The organism is Actinophytocola gossypii (genome assembly GCF_025165815.1).
Classification (GTDB): domain Bacteria; phylum Actinomycetota; class Actinomycetes; order Mycobacteriales; family Pseudonocardiaceae; genus Actinophytocola; species Actinophytocola gossypii.
In genome coordinates this window covers 428,745-444,177 of the sequence record NZ_JAFFZE010000004.1, presented here as the reverse complement: position 1 = coordinate 444,177, position 15,433 = coordinate 428,745, and the positions used below count along the sequence as shown (strand labels likewise).

Below are 15,433 nucleotides of genomic sequence, written 5' to 3'. Positions count from 1 at the left end.
GGTGGGGCCTTCACGCTTCCGCGCGGGCCCCGCCACTCGTCGGGGTTGTCGTCCGCAGGTGTGCGCGCTCGCCCTGCGTGCCGAGGAGAGCGAGGATCTCGACCGGCTCGGAGCCTGACGCACCGAACCAGTGGGGGATGCGGGTGTCGAACTCGGCCGCCTCTCCGGTGACCAGGTCGATGCTCTCGCCTCCCAGCACGAGCCGGAGGCGTCCGTTGAGCACGTAGAGCCACTCGTAGCCCTCGTGGCCGTGCACACCGGCGGCCGGCCTGTACGGCTCGACGAAGGCCGCCATGATGCTGCTCACCAAGGCGTGGGCGGCCGAGTTCGGCCCGGTGGGGGTGCGGGTCAACGCCGTGAGCCCCGGTCCCATCCGTACCGAAGGCACCAACGACGGCGCGGGCCTCGACCAGGTCGCGGCACTGCTCCCCGCTCGGCGGCTGGGCCTGCCGGACGAGGTCGCCGCGGCCGTCGCCTTCCTCGCATCGGGGGAGAGTTCCTACATCCACGGGGCGATCCTGCCCGTCGACGGCGGCGCGGTGGCGGCATGAGCCGCGGTGACGCGCTAGCCGGCTCGCGGAGCGCGTGCCAGCACCGCCTCGGTGCGTTCCGCGCCGAGGCGGTGGCCGGTCTCCCGGTGCTCGGTGAGCGCCTGGCGGGCGTACTCGGCCGCGTCGGCCGGCTCGTGGCGGGTCAGGTGGAGCTCGGCGAGGGCGGTCAGCGCGAGGCCCCGCAACGCGCGGAAGCCGGCGTGCTCGGCGAGGACGAGGGCGTGCCGGGCGGTCCCGACCTCCCCGGCCGCCACCGCAAGGCCGATGAGCGCGTCGACCTCCGGGTACCGGTCACCGGTCTCGCGGATCAGGTCGAGTGCCTGCCGGTACCGGCCGACGGCCTCCGGCCGGTTCCCGAGACCGTGGTGCACGGCGGCGAGCGTGGCCAGTGTCTCCGCGGTGGCCCTCGGGTCGCCGGTCTCCCTGGCCAGCTCGAACGCGGCCCGCGCGTGGTCGAGGGCCGCCGCCCGGCGGCCGAGGTCGGCGTGGGTCGCGGCCAGTCGGCCGCGGGCCTCCGCCTCGCCGGCGCGGGCGCCGGCCTCGCGGTACAGCTCGACCGCCCTGGTGAGCACGTCGGCCGCCTCGGTCAGCAGGCCGCGTGAGCGCTGCGCCTGACCGAGGTGGCTCAGGCTGAGCGCCTCGCCGTAGCGCGAGCCGACGCGCCGGTGCCCGCGCAGCGCCTGGGCGTGGTGGTCGGCCGCGAGCGCCAGCCGGCCCATCTCCCAGTGCACCAGGCCGAGGTTGCCCAGTGCCACCGCCTCACCCGCGGTCTGGCCGATCGCGCGGCTCAGCGTCAGTCCCCGCCCGAACCGGGCCGCGGCGCTGGTGAGCCGACCGGACCGGCGGTGGACGAGGCCGAGGTTGCCCTGCACCGCCGCCTGGGCCTCCGGCCAACCGGCTCGCCGGGCGTACAGCAGCGCGTGGGTGTGGTGCCGGACGGCCAGCCGCGCCCTGCCCTGCCGGAAGTTCAGGTCGGCCAGGCTGAGCCGGGCGGCGGCCAGTGCCATCGGGTCCCCGGCCGCTTCGGCCGCGGCCAGGCCCGCCTCGGCCGCGGTCTGCCAGTCGACCTTGCGCGCGCACATCCAGAAGTAGCCGCGCAGGGCGTCGGCGAGCAGCCACGCCACCGGGCGCGACCCGGCGTGCTGGATCGCGGCGACGAGGTTCCCGCGTTCGGTGTCCAGCCAGCCCGACGCCGTGGCCGGATCCGTGACGGCCGAGGGTGCCCGTGTCTCGGTGACCGGCACCGGCAGCCGCAGCATGTGCGGGTACAGCAGCCGGGCGGCGGCGTCCACCGCGTGCAGGTACCAGTCGTACAGCCGGTCCAGTGCCGTGTCCCGCTCGGGTTCCGGCTGCTCGGCCGCGTACCGGCGGAGTAGGTCGTGGAAGCGGTACCGGCCCGGTGCGTAGTGCTCGACGAGGTGGGCACCGGCGAGCTGGTGCAGCAGCGCACCGGCCTCCCGGGGGTCCGTGCTGGCGAGCGCGGCGACCGCCTCGGTGCTGACGTCGGTGCCCGGGACCAGGCTCAGCAGGCGGAACACCCGCCGCGCGGCGTCCGGCAACGCGGCGTAGGAGAGGTCGAACGCCGTACGCACCGCCGTCTGCTCGTCGCCCTGCACCGCGAGCGCGGCCAGCAGGTTGCCGTCGCGCAGCTCCAGGACGTGGTCCTCGATCCCGAGCCACGGGTGGTCGGCCAGGTTGGCCGCGGCGATCCGCAGCGCGAGCGGCAGGTAGACGCACAGCTTGGCGAACTCGGCGGCCGGCTCGGGTTCGGCCAGCACCCGCTCGGCGCCCAGTACGCGGGCCAGCAGCTCCAGCGCGTCGTCCGGGCTCAGCACGGTGAGCGTGAGCTGGTGCGCGCCGTGGGTGGCGACCAGCCCGGACAGCTGGTCCCGGCCGGTCACCACGACCATGCTGCCCGCGCCGGCCGGCAGCAGCGGCCGGACCTGGTCCGGCCCGGCGACGTTGTCCAGCAGTACCAACGTCTTCCGGCCGGTCATCATGGTGCGGTAGAGGGCGGAGGCGGTCTCCAGGTCGGCGGGAGCGCGTTCGGCGGGGATGCCGAGGGCGAGCAGGAACTGGGTGAGGATCTCGATCGGCCGCGCCGGTGGGCCGTGCGCGTGCCCACGCAGGTTCGCGTAGAGCTCCCCGTCGGGGAAACGGTCCCGGACGCGGTGTGCCCAGTGCACGGCGAGCGCGGTCTTGCCCACGCCAGCGGTGCCGGAGATCGCGGCGATCGTCACCGCCCCGCCGGTGCCGGACCTCGGCAGCAGCCGGTCCAGAACGGACAGTTGGTCGACCCGGCCGGTGAACCCCGGCGGCTCGGCCGGCAGTTGCCTCGGCACCCTCGGGGCCGGCAGGGGATCGGTGGCCGGACCGGCGTCGGGGTGCAGCAGCGCCGTGTGCGCCGCGCGCAGCTCAGGGCCGGGGTCGATCCCGAGCTCCTCGACGAGCCGGTCACGAACGTCGTGGTAGACCTGGAAAGCCGTGGCCCGCAGCCCGACCGCGTGGTAGGCGCGGATGAGCCGAGCCTGCGCCGGTTCGTCGAACGGTTGCTCGGCGGCCGCCGCGGCGATGTCGGGCAGGACCTCCGTGGCGGCGCCGTTCGCGATCATCACGTCGCCGTACCTGGCGAGTACCTTCCGCCGCTCGGCGACCAGTGCGACGACCTTCGGCTGGGTGGCGAGCATCGGGATGTCGGCCAGCGGCGGCCCGTGCCACAGCCGCAACGCCTCGCCGAGCGACGCCGCGGCCCGGTCCCCGTCGTGGTCGGCCTCGGCGAGCAGGCGGCGGACCCGGGCCAGGTCGACGTCGACGGCGTCCTGGTTGAGCGCGTAGCCGCCGTTGACGTGTGGCAGCAGCACGCTGCCGGTGCGCGACGGCCGGTCGGGTTCCAGCAGCCGGCGCAGGTGTTTGACGTGGGTCTGCACCACGTTCACCGCGCTGCGCGGCGGTTGGTCGCCCCACAGCGCGTCGACCAGCGCGCGGGTGGTCACCGTCTCGCCGCCGCCGAGCACCAGCAACCCCAGCACCGCGCGCCGGGCGGGCGGGCCGAGGTCGAGTTCCCCACCGTCACGCCATACTCGCAACGAACCCAACACCTGGATCCGAACAGCCACCGTGGGCCCCTCACCCCCCGACCGGGGGACAAACATAAGTCACCCGGACAGCGGCGGACAAGGACGTGTCGCCGTCACACGCGGCCGAGGTTTCCCTCGTTGAGGACGGTGCCGCCGAGGCTCCAGCCGCCGTCGGGCACTTCCTCGAGGATCACGAGGGTGTTCGGTCGGGCGCGTTCGCCGTAGACCGTGGCGAAGGCGTCGGTGACGGCGTCCCGGAGCTTCTTCTTGGACTCGTCGGTGAGGGTGCCGGCGGGGATCTTCAGGTTGGCGTAGGGCATGGTCTCCTGCTTCCGTGGTCAGCCGGCGTGCGGGTCGGCGGAGTTGAGGGTGGCGACGACCTGGTCGTAGTCGCCGCGGACCTCGCCGAAGCGGAGGAACTTCACCCGCTCGACGAGGATCTCGTGGGCGTCGGGGTCCTTCTCGAGGAGATCCACGACCTCGTCGGCGAAGTCGTCCAGGGGCATGGCGACCTCCGACGTCTCCTGGCCCGGCAGGAGCGTCGTGCGCACCGCGGGCGGCACGAGCTCGATCACCTGGACGCCGATGTCCGCGAACTGCAGGCGCAGCGTCTCGCTGAGCATGTGGATCGCGGCCTTGGTGGCGTTGTAGGTGGGGGTGGGGCGCAGCGGGGTGTGTGCGAGTCCGGAGGAGACGGTGACGACGGCGGCGCCGGGGCGGGTCCGCAGGTGCTCGGTGAGCGCGGCGATCAGCCGGATCGGGCCGAGGACGTTGGTGATGACGATCTCCTCGGCGTCGGCCAGGAAACCGGGCGTCGTCCAGTCCTCGATCCGCATGATGCCGGCCATGGCGACCAGCACGTTCAGGTCGGGGTAACGCCGCACCACGTCGGCGGTCGCCTCGCTGATCGACGCCGGGTCGGTGGTGTCGATGCGGACGGTGCCGAAGCCGTGCTCGGCGGCCAGCGTCTCCAGTACGTCGGTGCGCCTGCCGCCGATGATCACGGTGTTGCCCCTGTCCCGCAGGCGCAGGGCGAGGGCGAGACCGATGCCGGAGGTGGCGCCGGGAACGAAGATCGTGTTGCCGGTGATGTCCATGGCCCCACTGTGCGTCGGCCGCGCCCGGCGCGGGAGGGGCCCGTTGTCGGGGGACCGGGGATCCCTGGCTGGGCTCGCCGGACCGGCGCACCATGGAGGCATGAACCGTGTCGCTCTCGCCGACTTCCTGCGCCGCCGCCGGGAGGCGTTGCGCCCGTCCGACGTCGGGCTGGTGCCAGGGCCACGCCGCCGGACACCGGGACTGCGGCGCGAGGAGGTCGCCGGCCTGACCGGGATGTCGGTCGACTACTACGTGCGCCTCGAACAGCAGCGCGGTCCGCAGCCGTCCGAGCAGATGCTGGCGTCCCTGGCCAGGGCACTGCGCCTCACCGCCGACGAACGCGACCACCTCTACCGGCTGGCCGGGCACAACGTGCCGCGACGCACCCCGGCGGACGCCCACGTGGCGCCCGCGCTGCTGCGGGTGCTGGACCGGCTGGAGGACAGCCCGGCGCTGATCCTGTCCTCCCTCGGCGAGACGCTGGTGGCGAACCGGCTCGCGACGATGATCTTCGGCGACCGGTCCCGGCTGACCGGCTGGGCGCGCTGCGACGTGTACCGGTGGTTCACCGATCCGGCGTCGCGGAACGTCTACCCGCCAGAGGACCACGACCGGCAGGCGCGCAGCCTGGTCGCCTCCCTGCGGGCGGTCTACGGGGCGGCGGGGGAGCGGTCCAGGGCCGGCGAACTGGTTCGCACGCTGCTGGCCGGGTCCGAGGAGTTCCGCGCGCTCTGGGAGCGGCACGAGGTCGCGCAGCGGTTCGCGGACCACAAGACCCTGGTGCACCCCCAGGTCGGCCGGATCGACATCGACTGCCAGGCGCTGTTCACCGAGGACCAGTCCCAGGCTCTGCTGGTGCTCACGCCCGCACCGGGCAGCGAGGCGGAGGACAAGATCCGCCTGCTCGCCGTGCTGGGCCACGAGGACTTCGCGACCGGCTGAGCGTCCGACCCGGCGTCAGCCCGCCGCGGTGCCGGTGAGCTGCGCGCGGACGGTGGCGATGTCCGAGCGGTGACCGGTGACCAGGAGCTGGTCACCCGCGTGCAGTGGCTCCCGAGGACCCGGCTTCATGACGGTGTGCTCGTCGCGCACGATGGCGACCAGCGTGGCCGAGGGATGGTCGACGGGCACGACGTCACCGACCACCGTCGCCGGCACGTCCACGGTCAACCAGTCGATCGCCACCGCACCGAACACGGCCGGGGCGTCGTGGTCCGCGCCGACGGGCTGGAAGAAGACACCCGCCAGAATGGCGCCGAGCGTCCGTGCCTGGTCCTCGTCGAGCGTGAGCGCGGTGCTGGCCGCGTCCTCGGCCGGCTCGAAGGTGTAGAGGTGGCGCGCGCCGTTGTTCTGCACGACGACGGCGACCCGGCCGCCCTTGTCGCAGCCGATCTCGAACTGCTTGCCAAGACCCGGCAGATCACGCCTGCGCACCTCGACGTCCATGGCCCGACAGTGGCACAGGCACCCGGCGGGAGCAACATCGGTACCGGCGGTTCGACGCCCTGCGAGCCAGGTCCGGATCAATTACCGTTCGGTTTGGCCCGCTGCCTGTCCGAGGAGTTGCCGTGGCTGTCGATCGCGGCGGGACGCGGCCCACCGCGGACCGGCCGGGATGGTCGGCCTGCGTGATCGCGGTCGCGGGCTTCGCGCTGTGCCTGTTCGCCGGCGGCGCGGGGTTCTCGCTGCCGTGGGCGCCGAGCCTGGACCTGCGGCTGGCCTTCGCGCTCGACGGGCTCGCCGTGCTCTACGGGCTGCTGGCCACCGGTGTCGGCGCGCTCGTCTTCGCCTACGGCACCCGCTACCTGACCCTGCACCTGGAGCACCAGCGCCGCCCGGCGGTGGAGCGGTGGCGGTTCTGGCCGTGGATGACGTTGTTCGCGGTGTCCATGGTGGGGCTGGCCACCGCGCAGGACCTCGTGCTGGTGTTCGTGTTCTTCGACCTGACCGCGGTGTGCTCGTACTTCCTCATCGGCTTCGACCGGGCCGAGCGGGAGGCACGCAGGTCGGCGTTGATGGCGTTGCTGGTCACGGTCGTCGCCGCGGTGGCGATGCTGGTCGCCGCCGTGCTCCTGCACGCGGAGCACGGGACGTTCGCCATTCCCGAACTGCTGGACCGGGCCGAGCCATCGACCACGACCACGCTCGCCGCCGCGTTGCTGGCCGTGGCCGCGCTGGCCAAGAGCGCGCAGGTGCCGCTGCACTTCTGGCTCCCGAAAGCGATGGCGGCGCCGACCCCGGTCTCGGCGTACCTGCACTCGGCGGCCATGGTCGCGGCCGGCGTGCTGGTGCTCGGGCGGGTGCACCCGCTGCTGGCCCGCAGCGAGGCGGTGCTGACCGGGCTGGTGGTCGTCGGGGCGGCCTCGGTGGTGGTCGGCGGGGTGCTCGCGCTGCGCCGGGACGTGCTCAAGCAGGTGCTCGCCTACTCCACGATCTCGCAGTACGGGTACATGGTGATGCTCTACGGGATCGGGGGAGCGGCGGCCAACGGCGCGGCCGCGTTCTACGTGCTGGCGCACGGGATCGCCAAGAGCGCACTGTTCATGACCGCGGGGGCGGTGACGATGGCCACCGGCGAGGACCGGCTGTCCCGCCTGGGCGGCCTCGGCCGCCGCGTGCCGGTGCTCGCGGTGGCCGCCGGGGCCGCATCGGCGACGCTGGCCGCGCTGCCGCTCACCGTGGGGTTCTTCAAGGACGAGCTGTTGTTCGCCGCGGCGGTCGAGCGCGGCCCGGTGACCGTGGTGCTGGCGGTCGTCGCGGCGACCCTGACGTTCGCCTACATCGGACGCTTCTGGATCGGGCTGTTCCTCGGACCCGCGCGCGGGTCGGTGGGTGCGGCCTCCACACTGCTCGTCGCCCCGGTCGTGGTCCTGGCCGCGGTCGCGGTGCTCGGCGGCGTCGTCGTGGAGCCGTTCGCGCGGCTGGCCGAGGACGCGGCCACGGTGTCGGCGGGCGAACCGGTCACGATGTCCCCCGGCTACCACCTCGACGCCCGCCCGGAGAACCTGATGGCGGTCGCCGCCTGGGCGCTGGGCGGGCTGCTGCTCGTGCTGCCGAGGCTGACGGACGGGTTGTCGCGGGCCTTCGCCGCGGCGGGGGAGCGGTTCGGGCCCCGGCGGGCCTACGACGGCACGTTGCGCGCGCTGGACCGCGTATCGGCCGCGGTGCACGACCGGGAGGTCCGCGACCTGCGCGGCAGCATCGCGGCGGTGCTGGTGCCGGCCGGGCTGTTGATCGGCGTCGCGTTCGTCGCCACGCCGACCGCCGGCGCGTACATGGTCGGCATCGTCGAGGGGGCCGACTGGGTGATCCTGCCGCTGCTGGCGCTGGTCGTCGTCGCGACCGTGGTGACCGCCCGCGCCAGGGTCCGGCTGGTCGTGGCGCTCGCCCTGGCGGTGGTCGGCTTCGCGCTGGCCGCGCTGTACGCGCTCGTCGGCGCCCCGGACGTCGCGTTGGTGGCGGTCGTGGTCGAGACCATGCTGACCCTGGTGTTCGTCGCGGCGTTGTCCCGGCTGCCGAGGGAGGACCCGGACCGGTTCGTTCCCGGCGACCCGGTCCGGCGCAGGCGGGACGTGTTCGCCGCTCTCCTCGCCGGGCTCGCCGCCTTCGTCGCCCTGTGGGGGTTCCTGTCCCAGCCCGCGGCGGACAGCGTGTCCGACGAGCACCTCCGGCTCACCCCGTCCGCGCACGGCGGCGACGTCGTCACGGTGATCGTCGCCGACTTCCGCGGGCTGGACACCCTGGTCGAGATCACCGTGCTGCTGGTCGCGGTCGTCGGGGTGGCGACCCTGGTCCGGCGGGGGCGGTTGTGGTGAGGCCCGACGACCGCCGTGCCGACCGGAGCGGGGATCCGGGCTCGGTGGTCCGGGTCATCGCCCGCCTGCTGCCCGGCCCGAGCCTGATGTTCGCGGCCGGCCTGATCGCCAAGGGCTACGCCGAGGTGGGCGACGGGTTCGCCGCCGGGGTGATCGTCGCGCTGGCGGTCGCGCTGGCCTACGTGGCGCTCGGGGCGGCGGGGGCCGAGGCGGCGCTGCCGGCACTGCGGCACGCCCCGAAGGCCGCGGTCGGCGGGCTGCTCCTCGCGCTCGCCAGCGGGTTCTTCCCGCTCCTGCTCGGCGACCCGCCGGTGACCCACCGCCCCGGCCCCGGCGAGCACGTCACCACGATCGGCACCCTGGAGCTGTTCACCCCGCTGCTGTTCGACCTCGGGGTGTTCCTGCTCGTCATCGGCGTGCTGACGGTGCTGTTGCACCACCTCGCGCGGTCGCGTGAGGAGGCGGCCCGGTGATCCTCGCCTTCGCCGTCGCCGCGGCGGTCCTGTTCGGCTCCGGGGCCTACCTGCTGCTCAAGCAGGACCTGATCAGGATGGTCGCGGGCATCATCTTGATCTCGCAGAGCGGTGTCGTCACGATCATCGCCGCGAGCCTGAGCCGGGGGCGGGCGGCGATCGACGTGGCGCCGGGCGAGCGGGTGAGCGACCCGCTGCCGCAGGCGCTGGCGCTGACCGCGCTGGTCATCGGGCTGGCCACGGTGGCGCTGCTGCTCGCCCTGGTGCACCGGGCCATCGTGGTCTTCCGGACCGCCGAGCAGGACGAGCTGGCCGCGACCGAGGCCGAGCACGAGGCCGGGCTGGAACGGCGGCGGCAGGCCGACCGCGAGGAGATCGAGAGCGACCCGGACGGCGAGCGGGCCCCCTGATGCTGCTGTCGACCGCGCTGCTCGTGCCCTGGGTGACCGGGGTACTGCTCGTCGCCCTGGACGGCAGGCGGCGGGTGATCGCGTGGCTCGGCGTCGGATCGCTCGCGGCGACCCTCGTGCTGCTGGCCGTGCTCGCCGCCCAGGTGTTCACCGGCGGTGCCAGGCGGGTCCGCACCGGCGACTGGCCGGAGGGTGTCGGCATCACGCTGCGCGCCGACGCCCTGGCCGTCGCCTTCGCCCTGCTCTCGGTGCTGGTGCTGCTCGCCGCGGCCGTCCACGAGGCGAGCGGCGGGGCGCGGTCCAGGACCTTCCCCGGGCTGGTCGTCCTGCTCGCCGCCGGGTTGACCGGCCTGTTCGTCACCGGCGACGTGTTCTCCTTCTACGTCTTCTTCGAACTGGCCATGACCGCCTCGTACGCGCTCAGCGCCTACGGCGGCAAGCGGCGCCAGCTGCGGGCGGCACTGGTGTTCGCCGCGGTCAACCTGCTGGGCTCGTTCATCTTCCTGCTGTCGGTGGCCGGGGTGTACCGGGTGACCGGGACCCTCTCGATGGACCAGGTGGCCGGGCGCATGCTCGACGTCAACCCGAACGCGGCGCTCCTCATCGCGACCGGGTTCTTCATCGCGTTCTGCGTCAAGCTCGGGCTGTTCCCGTTCCACTTCTGGCTGCCGACGGTCTACGCGGGGGCCCGGCCCGCGGTCGCCGCGATCCTCAGCGGGGCGGTGGCGAACATCGGCGCCTACGGACTGCTCCGCTTCGGTGCCGGCCTGTTTCCCGAGCAGCTGCGGCACGCCGGCATCGCGCTCGTCGTGCTGGGCGCCGCGTCGATCGTCTACGGCGGGGTGCTGGCGGTGGCCCGGGGCGACACCGCGGAGATGCTGGCCTACTCCGCGATCGGGCAGGTCGGGTACGTGCTGGTCGCGGTGGGCGTCGGCGGCCCGGTCGCGCTGACCACGGCGGTGCTCTACAGCGTGGTCAACGCGCTGAACAAGGCACTGCTGTTCCTGGCGTCGGGGCTGCGGGGCACGCTGGTCGCCGGCGCGTTCGCGGTCGGGGCGCTCAGTGTGGCCGGGGTACCGCCGGCGATGGGGTTCGTCGGGAAGCTCGAGCTGTTCCGCACCGGGGTCGCGGCCGGCAGCGCCGCGCTCGTCGTGCTGCTCGTGGTGGGCAGCGCGCTCTCGCTCGTCTACCTGTTCCAGGTCTACCAGCGCCGCTTCTGGCGCGCGGACCCGGCGTCCGGCGGCGTGGTCAGCCCGCTGCCGCAGCGGTTGGTCACGGCCGCGCTGGCGTTGCTGGTGCTCGCCGCGGGACTGTGGCCGGAGCCGCTGATCGCGCTCAGCGGCCACGCCGTGGACATGCTGCTGGCGGTGGGTCCCGGATGACCCGTGGCGGTGAATGGAGGTTGGAATGCTCGCGCTGGTGCTCCGCGTCGTCGTGCTCACCGCGATCTACCTGCTGGTGCTGACGAGCCTGCGCCCGGGGGACGTGCTCACCGGGCTCGTGCTGGCGACGGTGCTCGTCGTCGTGGCCAGGCGGCTCCGGCCGGCCGAGGCCGCCGCGTCCGGTCCGCTGCTGCGCCGGCTCGCGGGTGTCCCGGCGCTGGTCGGCGGGACCCTGGTGGACCTGGTGCGCGGCACCTGGGACACGGCGGTCTGCCTCTGCGGGCGGGGTCCGGTGCACGGCGGGCTCGTCGAGGTGCCGATCCGGCCCTGCGCGCGGGCCGGTGCGGCGGCCTGGGGAGTCCGCGTCGGCTTCGTACCGGACACCGTCGTCGTCGAGATCGACGAGCAGGCGGGCCGGATGCTGCTGCACGTGCTGGACGCGCGTGACCCCGAGGCCGTGGTCGCCGCCCAGCACGACCTCTACGAGCGGCGCCAGCGCCGGGTCTTCCCCTGATGCCGGCCTTCGTCGTCGTCATCGGCATGGTCTGGGTGACGCTGCTGCTGGTCGCCGGTGGCCTGGTGCTGATCAGGGCCCGCGACGTGCTCCAGCGGGTCGTCGCGCTCGACCTCCTCGCGGTGATCGTCATCGCGCTGCTGGCCCTGCTGTCCTACCTGCGGGGACAGGCCTACTACTTCGACGCCGCCGTGGCGCTCGCCCTGCTGTCCTTCGTCGCCACCGTGGCGGCGGCCAGGTACCTCGACCAGGGAGGCCCGTTCGGATGATCTCGGTCGTGCTCGACGTGGTGGGTGGCGCGCTGCTCCTGCTCGGCCTGGTGCTGCTCACGGTCAGCCTGGTCGGCGTCCTGCGGATGCGCGGCACCTACGGGCAGCTGCACGCCCAGGGCCTGGCCACCGGACCAGGGGTGATCGCGATCCTGGCGTCCTCGATCGCGACCGAGGACGCCGCGATCATGTCCTTCGCCGCGCTCGCGATCGTGTTCGTCGCGCTCACCTCGCCGGTGTCCGGCCACGCGATCGCCCGCGCAGCCCACCGCCGCGCCCAGCGCGACGGCGACCACCCGGGTGAACCGTGAGAGGACAACCGGCGGCTGTGCCCACCGCCCGTTCTCCGGTACACCTGGTGCCAGGAGGCGATCATGCGACGGTTAGGTGTGGTTCTCGGCGCGGTTCTGCTGGCGATGTCCCCGGTTCCCGCGGCGGCGGCGGACGTCACGGTGGACACGAGGGACGAGCTGCTGGCCGCGTTGGCCGGCGCGACGGCGGGGGACACCGTGTTCGTCGACGGCTCCGCGTCGATCGATCTGACCGGGTACAAGCGGATCGTGATCCCGGCCGGCGTCACCCTGGCCAGTGACCGGGGCCGGAACGGCTCGCCGGGCGCGCTGCTCTACAACACCGAACTCGACGCGGGCGAGCGCGAGGTGTGGGCGCAGTTCTCGCCGAGGGGGAGTGGCGTGCGGATCACCGGGCTGCGGCTGCGCGGGCCGGACCCGGAGATCCGGGACAACGCCTACCAGTACGACAACTCCCGCGGCATCGAGGCGCTCGACGCGTCGGACCTGGTCGTGGACAACAACGAGCTCTCCGCGTGGTCGCACGGCGCGGTCTACCTCGGGAACACGATGGAGGCACTGGTCCGGGACAACCACATCCACCACAACCGGCGCACCGGGCTCGGCTACGGCGTCGTGCTGTACAACAGTTCCAGCGCGGTCATCGAGTTCAACAGGTTCGAGCAGAACCGGCACGCCATCGCCGGCAACGGGCTGCGGACCCAGCGCTACGACGCCCGGTACAACCTGGTGGTGGACAACGCCCGGTCGCACGGCTTCGACATGCACGGCGAGAACGAGGCCCTGGACAACGGGGCGCCGTACGCCGGGGACGTCATCCACATCAAGCACAACAGCTTCCGGTCGGCCGCGCAGTCGGCGATCGCGGTCCGGGGCAGGCCGGCCACCGGTGCCTGGATCGAGCGGAACTGCTTCGCCCACTCCAGTGGCTCGTCCGCGGTCCGCCAGGTGCACTTCTCCGGCAACTTCCACGTCGGTGCCAACACCTACGGCACCACCACCGGCGACTGCCACGTGCAGGGCTCGCGCCGGCTGGTGGCCTGGCGGCTGTCCAGCGGCGGCACCGCGTCGTGGCAGCCGCTCGCGCCGTACACCTTCGACGTGTCGGAGGTCGGCTTCGGCGACTTCGACGGCGACGGCCGCATCGACGTGTTCCGGGCGACCGGGTACCGCTGGTACTACTCGCCGGCGGGGGAGGGCCGCTGGGTCGCCGGGGCGAAGTCCGGCATCACCCGGCAGGCGATCCGGTTCGGCGACTTCGACGGTGACGGGCGTACCGATGTGTTCACCGCGTCGAACGGGGAGTGGCGGTTCTCGCCTGCGGCCAGCGGCGGCTGGCAGACCCTGAACACGTCCGGCATCGGGTTGGCGGACCTGCGGTTCGGTGACTTCGACGGTGACGGCCGCACGGACGTGTTCCGTACGAACGGCAGCCAGTGGTACTTCTCCTCGGGCGGGCGGACGGCGTGGCAGCCGCTCGCGCGCGCCACCATGCCGGTCGACGAGCTGGGCTTCGGTGACTTCGACGGCGACGGCCGCACCGACGTGTTCGCGCAGGTCGACGGCCAGTGGCGGTTCTCCTCCGGCGGCAGCGAGCTCTGGTCACCGCTGGCGACGTCCGGGTACGCGGTTCCGGCACTGAGGTTCGGCGACCTCGACGGGGACGGCCGCACGGACGTGTTCCGCAGCGACGGCCGGCAGTGGTACTTCTCCTCGGGTGGCCGGACGTCCTGGCAGCCGCTCGCCCGCGCGACCTGCCCGGCCACGAGCCTCGCGATCGCCGACTTCACCGGGGACGGGAAGGCCGACGTGTTCGGCGGGCGCTGCGGTGGTTGACGACCAGCAGCGCGACCAGTAGCACGACGGGCACGACCTGGGAGGCCAGCTGGACGAGCGTGTCCGTGCCCAGCACGACGTGCGACTGGTGGTAGACGAGGTGCGGAACGTAGAACAGCAGCGCCGCCAGCAGGATCGCCCGCACCAGGCGGAACTCCAGGGTTATCGCCGAGTACACGAACATCGCGGTGAGTTGGAGGGCCATCAGGCCGAAATCGCGCACCAGGTGGTCGTTGTACGGCGGGAACAACGTCAGCCACGCCCGGCCGGTGGTCGGGAAGCCGGTGTAGAACGAATTCGGCCAGCACGCCGCCCACACCGCGGGTACACCCTGGATCACCGCGAAGGTCAGCAGTCCGGCCCGGAGCCAGATCCGGCCGTTTCTCGGCCCGCCGAACTCGGTCATACCTGGCTCCGAACACGTCACGACGATCGGTGCTTCCCCGTCATTGGGAAGCACCGATCGTTCCGGTGAACTGGGTGTGATCAGAGCAGTTCGAACGTGCTCCTGCCGAGGTGGAAGTCGACACAGGCCTGCAGAACCTCGTCGGCGCTCAGACTGCCGTTGCCGTTCGTGTCGATGCTGTCGAACGCGTCGCCCGCCTGACCGTCGCCCGCGCCGACCGCGGAGATCCAGGCCACGAACTCCTTGCGGTCGATGGTGCCGCTGCCGTCCTTGTCCGCCATGCTGACGATCGCTTCGACCATCGGCCGCATGCGCTGGCGGATGACGTTCTCGTCGTGGCCCATCCACACCTCCGCGGCCCGGTCGTACTCCGCCCGGGAGATCGGGCCGGCCGGGTTGGCGCCACCGTCCCTCGCGATGTCGTCGAACATGGCGGTGAGGGCCTTCTTCAGCGGAGCGGCCTGCTGCGTGCTCACCCCCATGCGCTGGGCGATGGAAGCCGCTTCGCGTTCGAAGTCGGACCGTTCCAGGCTGCCGCTGTCGTCGGAGTCCCACCGCTGAAAACGACGTTGCAGCCGATCCTGCACATTCGGTTTCGACATGGACGCGGTCATACGTTTCCCCTATCCCGGAATTGTTCGAGTAATTCCGATGTCGCGAGTTTTTTTCGATGCCCTTGGGGGTACGAAATGCTTTTCAGATCGGCGTATCGATACCGACCCTTGGAGTCTAAACACACGCCGTTCTGGACGGCGAGGCGAGTTTTCGCGACCACTCGAAAGGGCGCACGCGAGAGTCGGATGTCGTCGATACCTCACGTTGTGCGCCGCCGCACCACTCGCCGGCAACCGTGCCGAGTGACCCCGTGCACCGAAATCGTGAACTCGGCGGCGACGGCACGTGCTACGTTGTGACCGAGATGGCAAGATCGGTCACAACGGGATGGATGCGGTGACGGCGGACCGGTTCGACACGGACCTCGGCTGGGGGCTGGTCTCCGCGCTCCGCTGGGGCCCACGGCCGTCGGCGCGGGAGCGCACCGTGCTGCTCCTGCACGGCGGCGGCACCGACAGCGCCTCCCTGTCGTGGGGTGGAGTCGGCCCGCGGCTGGCCGCGGCCGGGTACAGCGTGGTCGCCCCGGACCACCCCGGGTACGGCCACAGTCCCGCGGACCTGATCCCCGACGCACGGCTGGTGATCGCACCGGGCGCCGGCCACTGGGTACAGCGCGACGCCCCCGACCTCACGGTGCGGGCCATGACCGAGTTCCTCGACCGCCTGGACTGGTGAG

The 15,433-nt window shown here is 72.8% G+C and carries 18 protein-coding genes; 11 read left to right on the top strand and 7 right to left on the bottom strand.

All coding sequences use genetic code 11. The features are described from left to right. Positions 1 to 10: 10 nt before the first annotated feature. On the bottom strand, positions 11 to 295 hold the full coding sequence (locus tag JT362_RS03385) for a cupin domain-containing protein (protein ID WP_375546433.1): 285 nt from the start codon (positions 293 to 295) through the stop codon (positions 11 to 13). Here JT362_RS03385 and JT362_RS03380 point away from each other — a divergent pair. Further along, positions 294 to 551 carry an SDR family oxidoreductase gene (locus tag JT362_RS03380; RefSeq protein WP_311202660.1) on the top strand — a complete coding sequence of 86 codons (258 nt, stop codon included), beginning with the start codon at positions 294 to 296 and terminating at the stop codon, positions 549 to 551. The genes JT362_RS03385 and JT362_RS03380 overlap by 2 nt on opposite strands. Before the next feature lie 14 nt (positions 552 to 565). Here JT362_RS03380 and JT362_RS03375 read toward each other — a convergent pair whose 3' ends face one another. The 3 genes from JT362_RS03375 to JT362_RS03365 form a co-directional block, all read right to left on the bottom strand. Next, the gene (locus JT362_RS03375; RefSeq protein WP_260189510.1) at positions 566 to 3,667 is read right to left on the bottom strand and encodes an AfsR/SARP family transcriptional regulator; all 3,102 of its coding nucleotides are present in this window, start codon (positions 3,665 to 3,667) and stop codon (positions 566 to 568) included. A 74-nt stretch (positions 3,668 to 3,741) separates the two neighbouring features. After that, complete coding sequence (locus JT362_RS03370; protein ID WP_260189509.1) at positions 3,742 to 3,948, bottom strand: tautomerase family protein; 207 nt, start codon at positions 3,946 to 3,948, stop codon at positions 3,742 to 3,744. Between the two features lie 18 nt (positions 3,949 to 3,966). Beyond that, positions 3,967 to 4,725 (bottom strand): SDR family oxidoreductase, encoded by a 759-nt coding sequence (locus JT362_RS03365; RefSeq protein ID WP_260189508.1) that lies wholly within the window; start codon positions 4,723 to 4,725, stop codon positions 3,967 to 3,969. 100 nt (positions 4,726 to 4,825) lie between these two features. On the opposite strand from JT362_RS03365, the gene JT362_RS03360 reads away from it, so the two are divergent. Continuing rightward, on the top strand, positions 4,826 to 5,668 hold the full coding sequence (locus JT362_RS03360; RefSeq protein WP_260189507.1) for a helix-turn-helix transcriptional regulator: 843 nt from the start codon (positions 4,826 to 4,828) through the stop codon (positions 5,666 to 5,668). Positions 5,669 to 5,683: 15 nt separating this feature from the next. On the opposite strand, the gene JT362_RS03355 is transcribed toward JT362_RS03360, so the two are convergent. After that, positions 5,684 to 6,172 (bottom strand): TrkA C-terminal domain-containing protein, encoded by a 489-nt coding sequence (locus JT362_RS03355; RefSeq protein ID WP_260189506.1) that lies wholly within the window; start codon positions 6,170 to 6,172, stop codon positions 5,684 to 5,686. Positions 6,173 to 6,294: 122 nt separating this feature from the next. Between JT362_RS03355 and mbhE the strand changes: the two genes are divergently transcribed. From mbhE to JT362_RS03315, 8 genes are all read left to right on the top strand, one after another. Next, positions 6,295 to 8,541 (top strand): hydrogen gas-evolving membrane-bound hydrogenase subunit E, encoded by a 2,247-nt coding sequence (mbhE, locus tag JT362_RS03350; RefSeq protein ID WP_260189505.1) that lies wholly within the window; start codon positions 6,295 to 6,297, stop codon positions 8,539 to 8,541. Then, the gene (locus JT362_RS03345; RefSeq protein ID WP_260189504.1) at positions 8,538 to 9,014 is read left to right on the top strand and encodes an MnhB domain-containing protein; all 477 of its coding nucleotides are present in this window, start codon (positions 8,538 to 8,540) and stop codon (positions 9,012 to 9,014) included. The genes mbhE and JT362_RS03345 overlap by 4 nt, the downstream gene beginning before the upstream one ends. Further along, positions 9,011 to 9,424: an NADH-quinone oxidoreductase subunit K gene (locus JT362_RS03340; RefSeq protein WP_260189503.1), complete on the top strand. Its 414-nt coding sequence runs from the start codon at positions 9,011 to 9,013 to the stop codon at positions 9,422 to 9,424. Before JT362_RS03345 ends, JT362_RS03340 begins: the two co-directional genes overlap by 4 nt. Next, positions 9,424 to 10,806 carry a complex I subunit 5 family protein gene (locus tag JT362_RS03335; protein WP_260189502.1) on the top strand — a complete coding sequence of 461 codons (1,383 nt, stop codon included), beginning with the start codon at positions 9,424 to 9,426 and terminating at the stop codon, positions 10,804 to 10,806. Before JT362_RS03340 ends, JT362_RS03335 begins: the two co-directional genes overlap by 1 nt. Before the next feature lie 25 nt (positions 10,807 to 10,831). Further along, on the top strand, positions 10,832 to 11,320 hold the full coding sequence (locus JT362_RS03330) for a Na+/H+ antiporter subunit E (protein WP_260189501.1): 489 nt from the start codon (positions 10,832 to 10,834) through the stop codon (positions 11,318 to 11,320). Next, the gene (locus JT362_RS03325) at positions 11,320 to 11,589 is read left to right on the top strand and encodes an MrpF/PhaF family protein (RefSeq protein ID WP_260189500.1); all 270 of its coding nucleotides are present in this window, start codon (positions 11,320 to 11,322) and stop codon (positions 11,587 to 11,589) included. The genes JT362_RS03330 and JT362_RS03325 overlap by 1 nt, the downstream gene beginning before the upstream one ends. Continuing rightward, positions 11,586 to 11,900, top strand: a complete 315-nt coding sequence (locus JT362_RS03320; protein WP_260189499.1) for a monovalent cation/H(+) antiporter subunit G — start codon at positions 11,586 to 11,588, stop codon at positions 11,898 to 11,900. The genes JT362_RS03325 and JT362_RS03320 overlap by 4 nt, the downstream gene beginning before the upstream one ends. A 63-nt stretch (positions 11,901 to 11,963) precedes the next feature. After that, the gene (locus JT362_RS03315; RefSeq protein ID WP_260189498.1) at positions 11,964 to 13,736 is read left to right on the top strand and encodes an FG-GAP-like repeat-containing protein; all 1,773 of its coding nucleotides are present in this window, start codon (positions 11,964 to 11,966) and stop codon (positions 13,734 to 13,736) included. Here the strand turns inward: JT362_RS03315 and JT362_RS03310 are convergent. Together JT362_RS03310 and JT362_RS03305 are read right to left on the bottom strand one after the other, a co-directional pair. Beyond that, complete coding sequence (locus tag JT362_RS03310) at positions 13,687 to 14,142, bottom strand: hypothetical protein (RefSeq protein ID WP_260189497.1); 456 nt, start codon at positions 14,140 to 14,142, stop codon at positions 13,687 to 13,689. The genes JT362_RS03315 and JT362_RS03310 overlap by 50 nt on opposite strands. An 80-nt stretch (positions 14,143 to 14,222) precedes the next feature. Then, entirely contained in the window at positions 14,223 to 14,756 is a 534-nt protein-coding gene (locus JT362_RS03305) for an EF-hand domain-containing protein (RefSeq protein WP_260189496.1), read from the bottom strand. A gap of 337 nt (positions 14,757 to 15,093) precedes the next feature. On the opposite strand from JT362_RS03305, the gene JT362_RS03300 reads away from it, so the two are divergent. Beyond that, positions 15,094 to 15,432 carry an alpha/beta fold hydrolase gene (locus tag JT362_RS03300; RefSeq protein ID WP_260189495.1) on the top strand — a complete coding sequence of 113 codons (339 nt, stop codon included), beginning with the start codon at positions 15,094 to 15,096 and terminating at the stop codon, positions 15,430 to 15,432. Position 15,433: the final 1 nt, after the last annotated feature.

What these genes read in the sequence shown, in the direction of transcription:
- JT362_RS03380 (WP_311202660.1), top strand. Translation starts at nt 294, where the DNA reads ATGATGCTGCTCACCAAGGCGTGGGCGGCCGAGTTCGGCCCGGTGGGG.
- JT362_RS03360 (WP_260189507.1), top strand. Translation starts at nt 4,826, where the DNA reads ATGAACCGTGTCGCTCTCGCCGACTTCCTGCGCCGCCGCCGGGAGGCG.
- JT362_RS03310 (WP_260189497.1), bottom strand. Translation starts at nt 14,142, where the DNA reads ATGACCGAGTTCGGCGGGCCGAGAAACGGCCGGATCTGGCTCCGGGCC.
- JT362_RS03385 (WP_375546433.1), bottom strand. Translation starts at nt 295, where the DNA reads ATGGCGGCCTTCGTCGAGCCGTACAGGCCGGCCGCCGGTGTGCACGGC.
- JT362_RS03320 (WP_260189499.1), top strand. Translation starts at nt 11,586, where the DNA reads ATGATCTCGGTCGTGCTCGACGTGGTGGGTGGCGCGCTGCTCCTGCTC.
- JT362_RS03305 (WP_260189496.1), bottom strand. Translation starts at nt 14,756, where the DNA reads ATGACCGCGTCCATGTCGAAACCGAATGTGCAGGATCGGCTGCAACGT.
- JT362_RS03365 (WP_260189508.1), bottom strand. Translation starts at nt 4,725, where the DNA reads ATGGACATCACCGGCAACACGATCTTCGTTCCCGGCGCCACCTCCGGC.
- JT362_RS03315 (WP_260189498.1), top strand. Translation starts at nt 11,964, where the DNA reads ATGCGACGGTTAGGTGTGGTTCTCGGCGCGGTTCTGCTGGCGATGTCC.
- JT362_RS03335 (WP_260189502.1), top strand. Translation starts at nt 9,424, where the DNA reads ATGCTGCTGTCGACCGCGCTGCTCGTGCCCTGGGTGACCGGGGTACTG.
- JT362_RS03355 (WP_260189506.1), bottom strand. Translation starts at nt 6,172, where the DNA reads ATGGACGTCGAGGTGCGCAGGCGTGATCTGCCGGGTCTTGGCAAGCAG.
- JT362_RS03370 (WP_260189509.1), bottom strand. Translation starts at nt 3,948, where the DNA reads ATGCCCTACGCCAACCTGAAGATCCCCGCCGGCACCCTCACCGACGAG.
- JT362_RS03330 (WP_260189501.1), top strand. Translation starts at nt 10,832, where the DNA reads ATGCTCGCGCTGGTGCTCCGCGTCGTCGTGCTCACCGCGATCTACCTG.
- JT362_RS03325 (WP_260189500.1), top strand. Translation starts at nt 11,320, where the DNA reads ATGCCGGCCTTCGTCGTCGTCATCGGCATGGTCTGGGTGACGCTGCTG.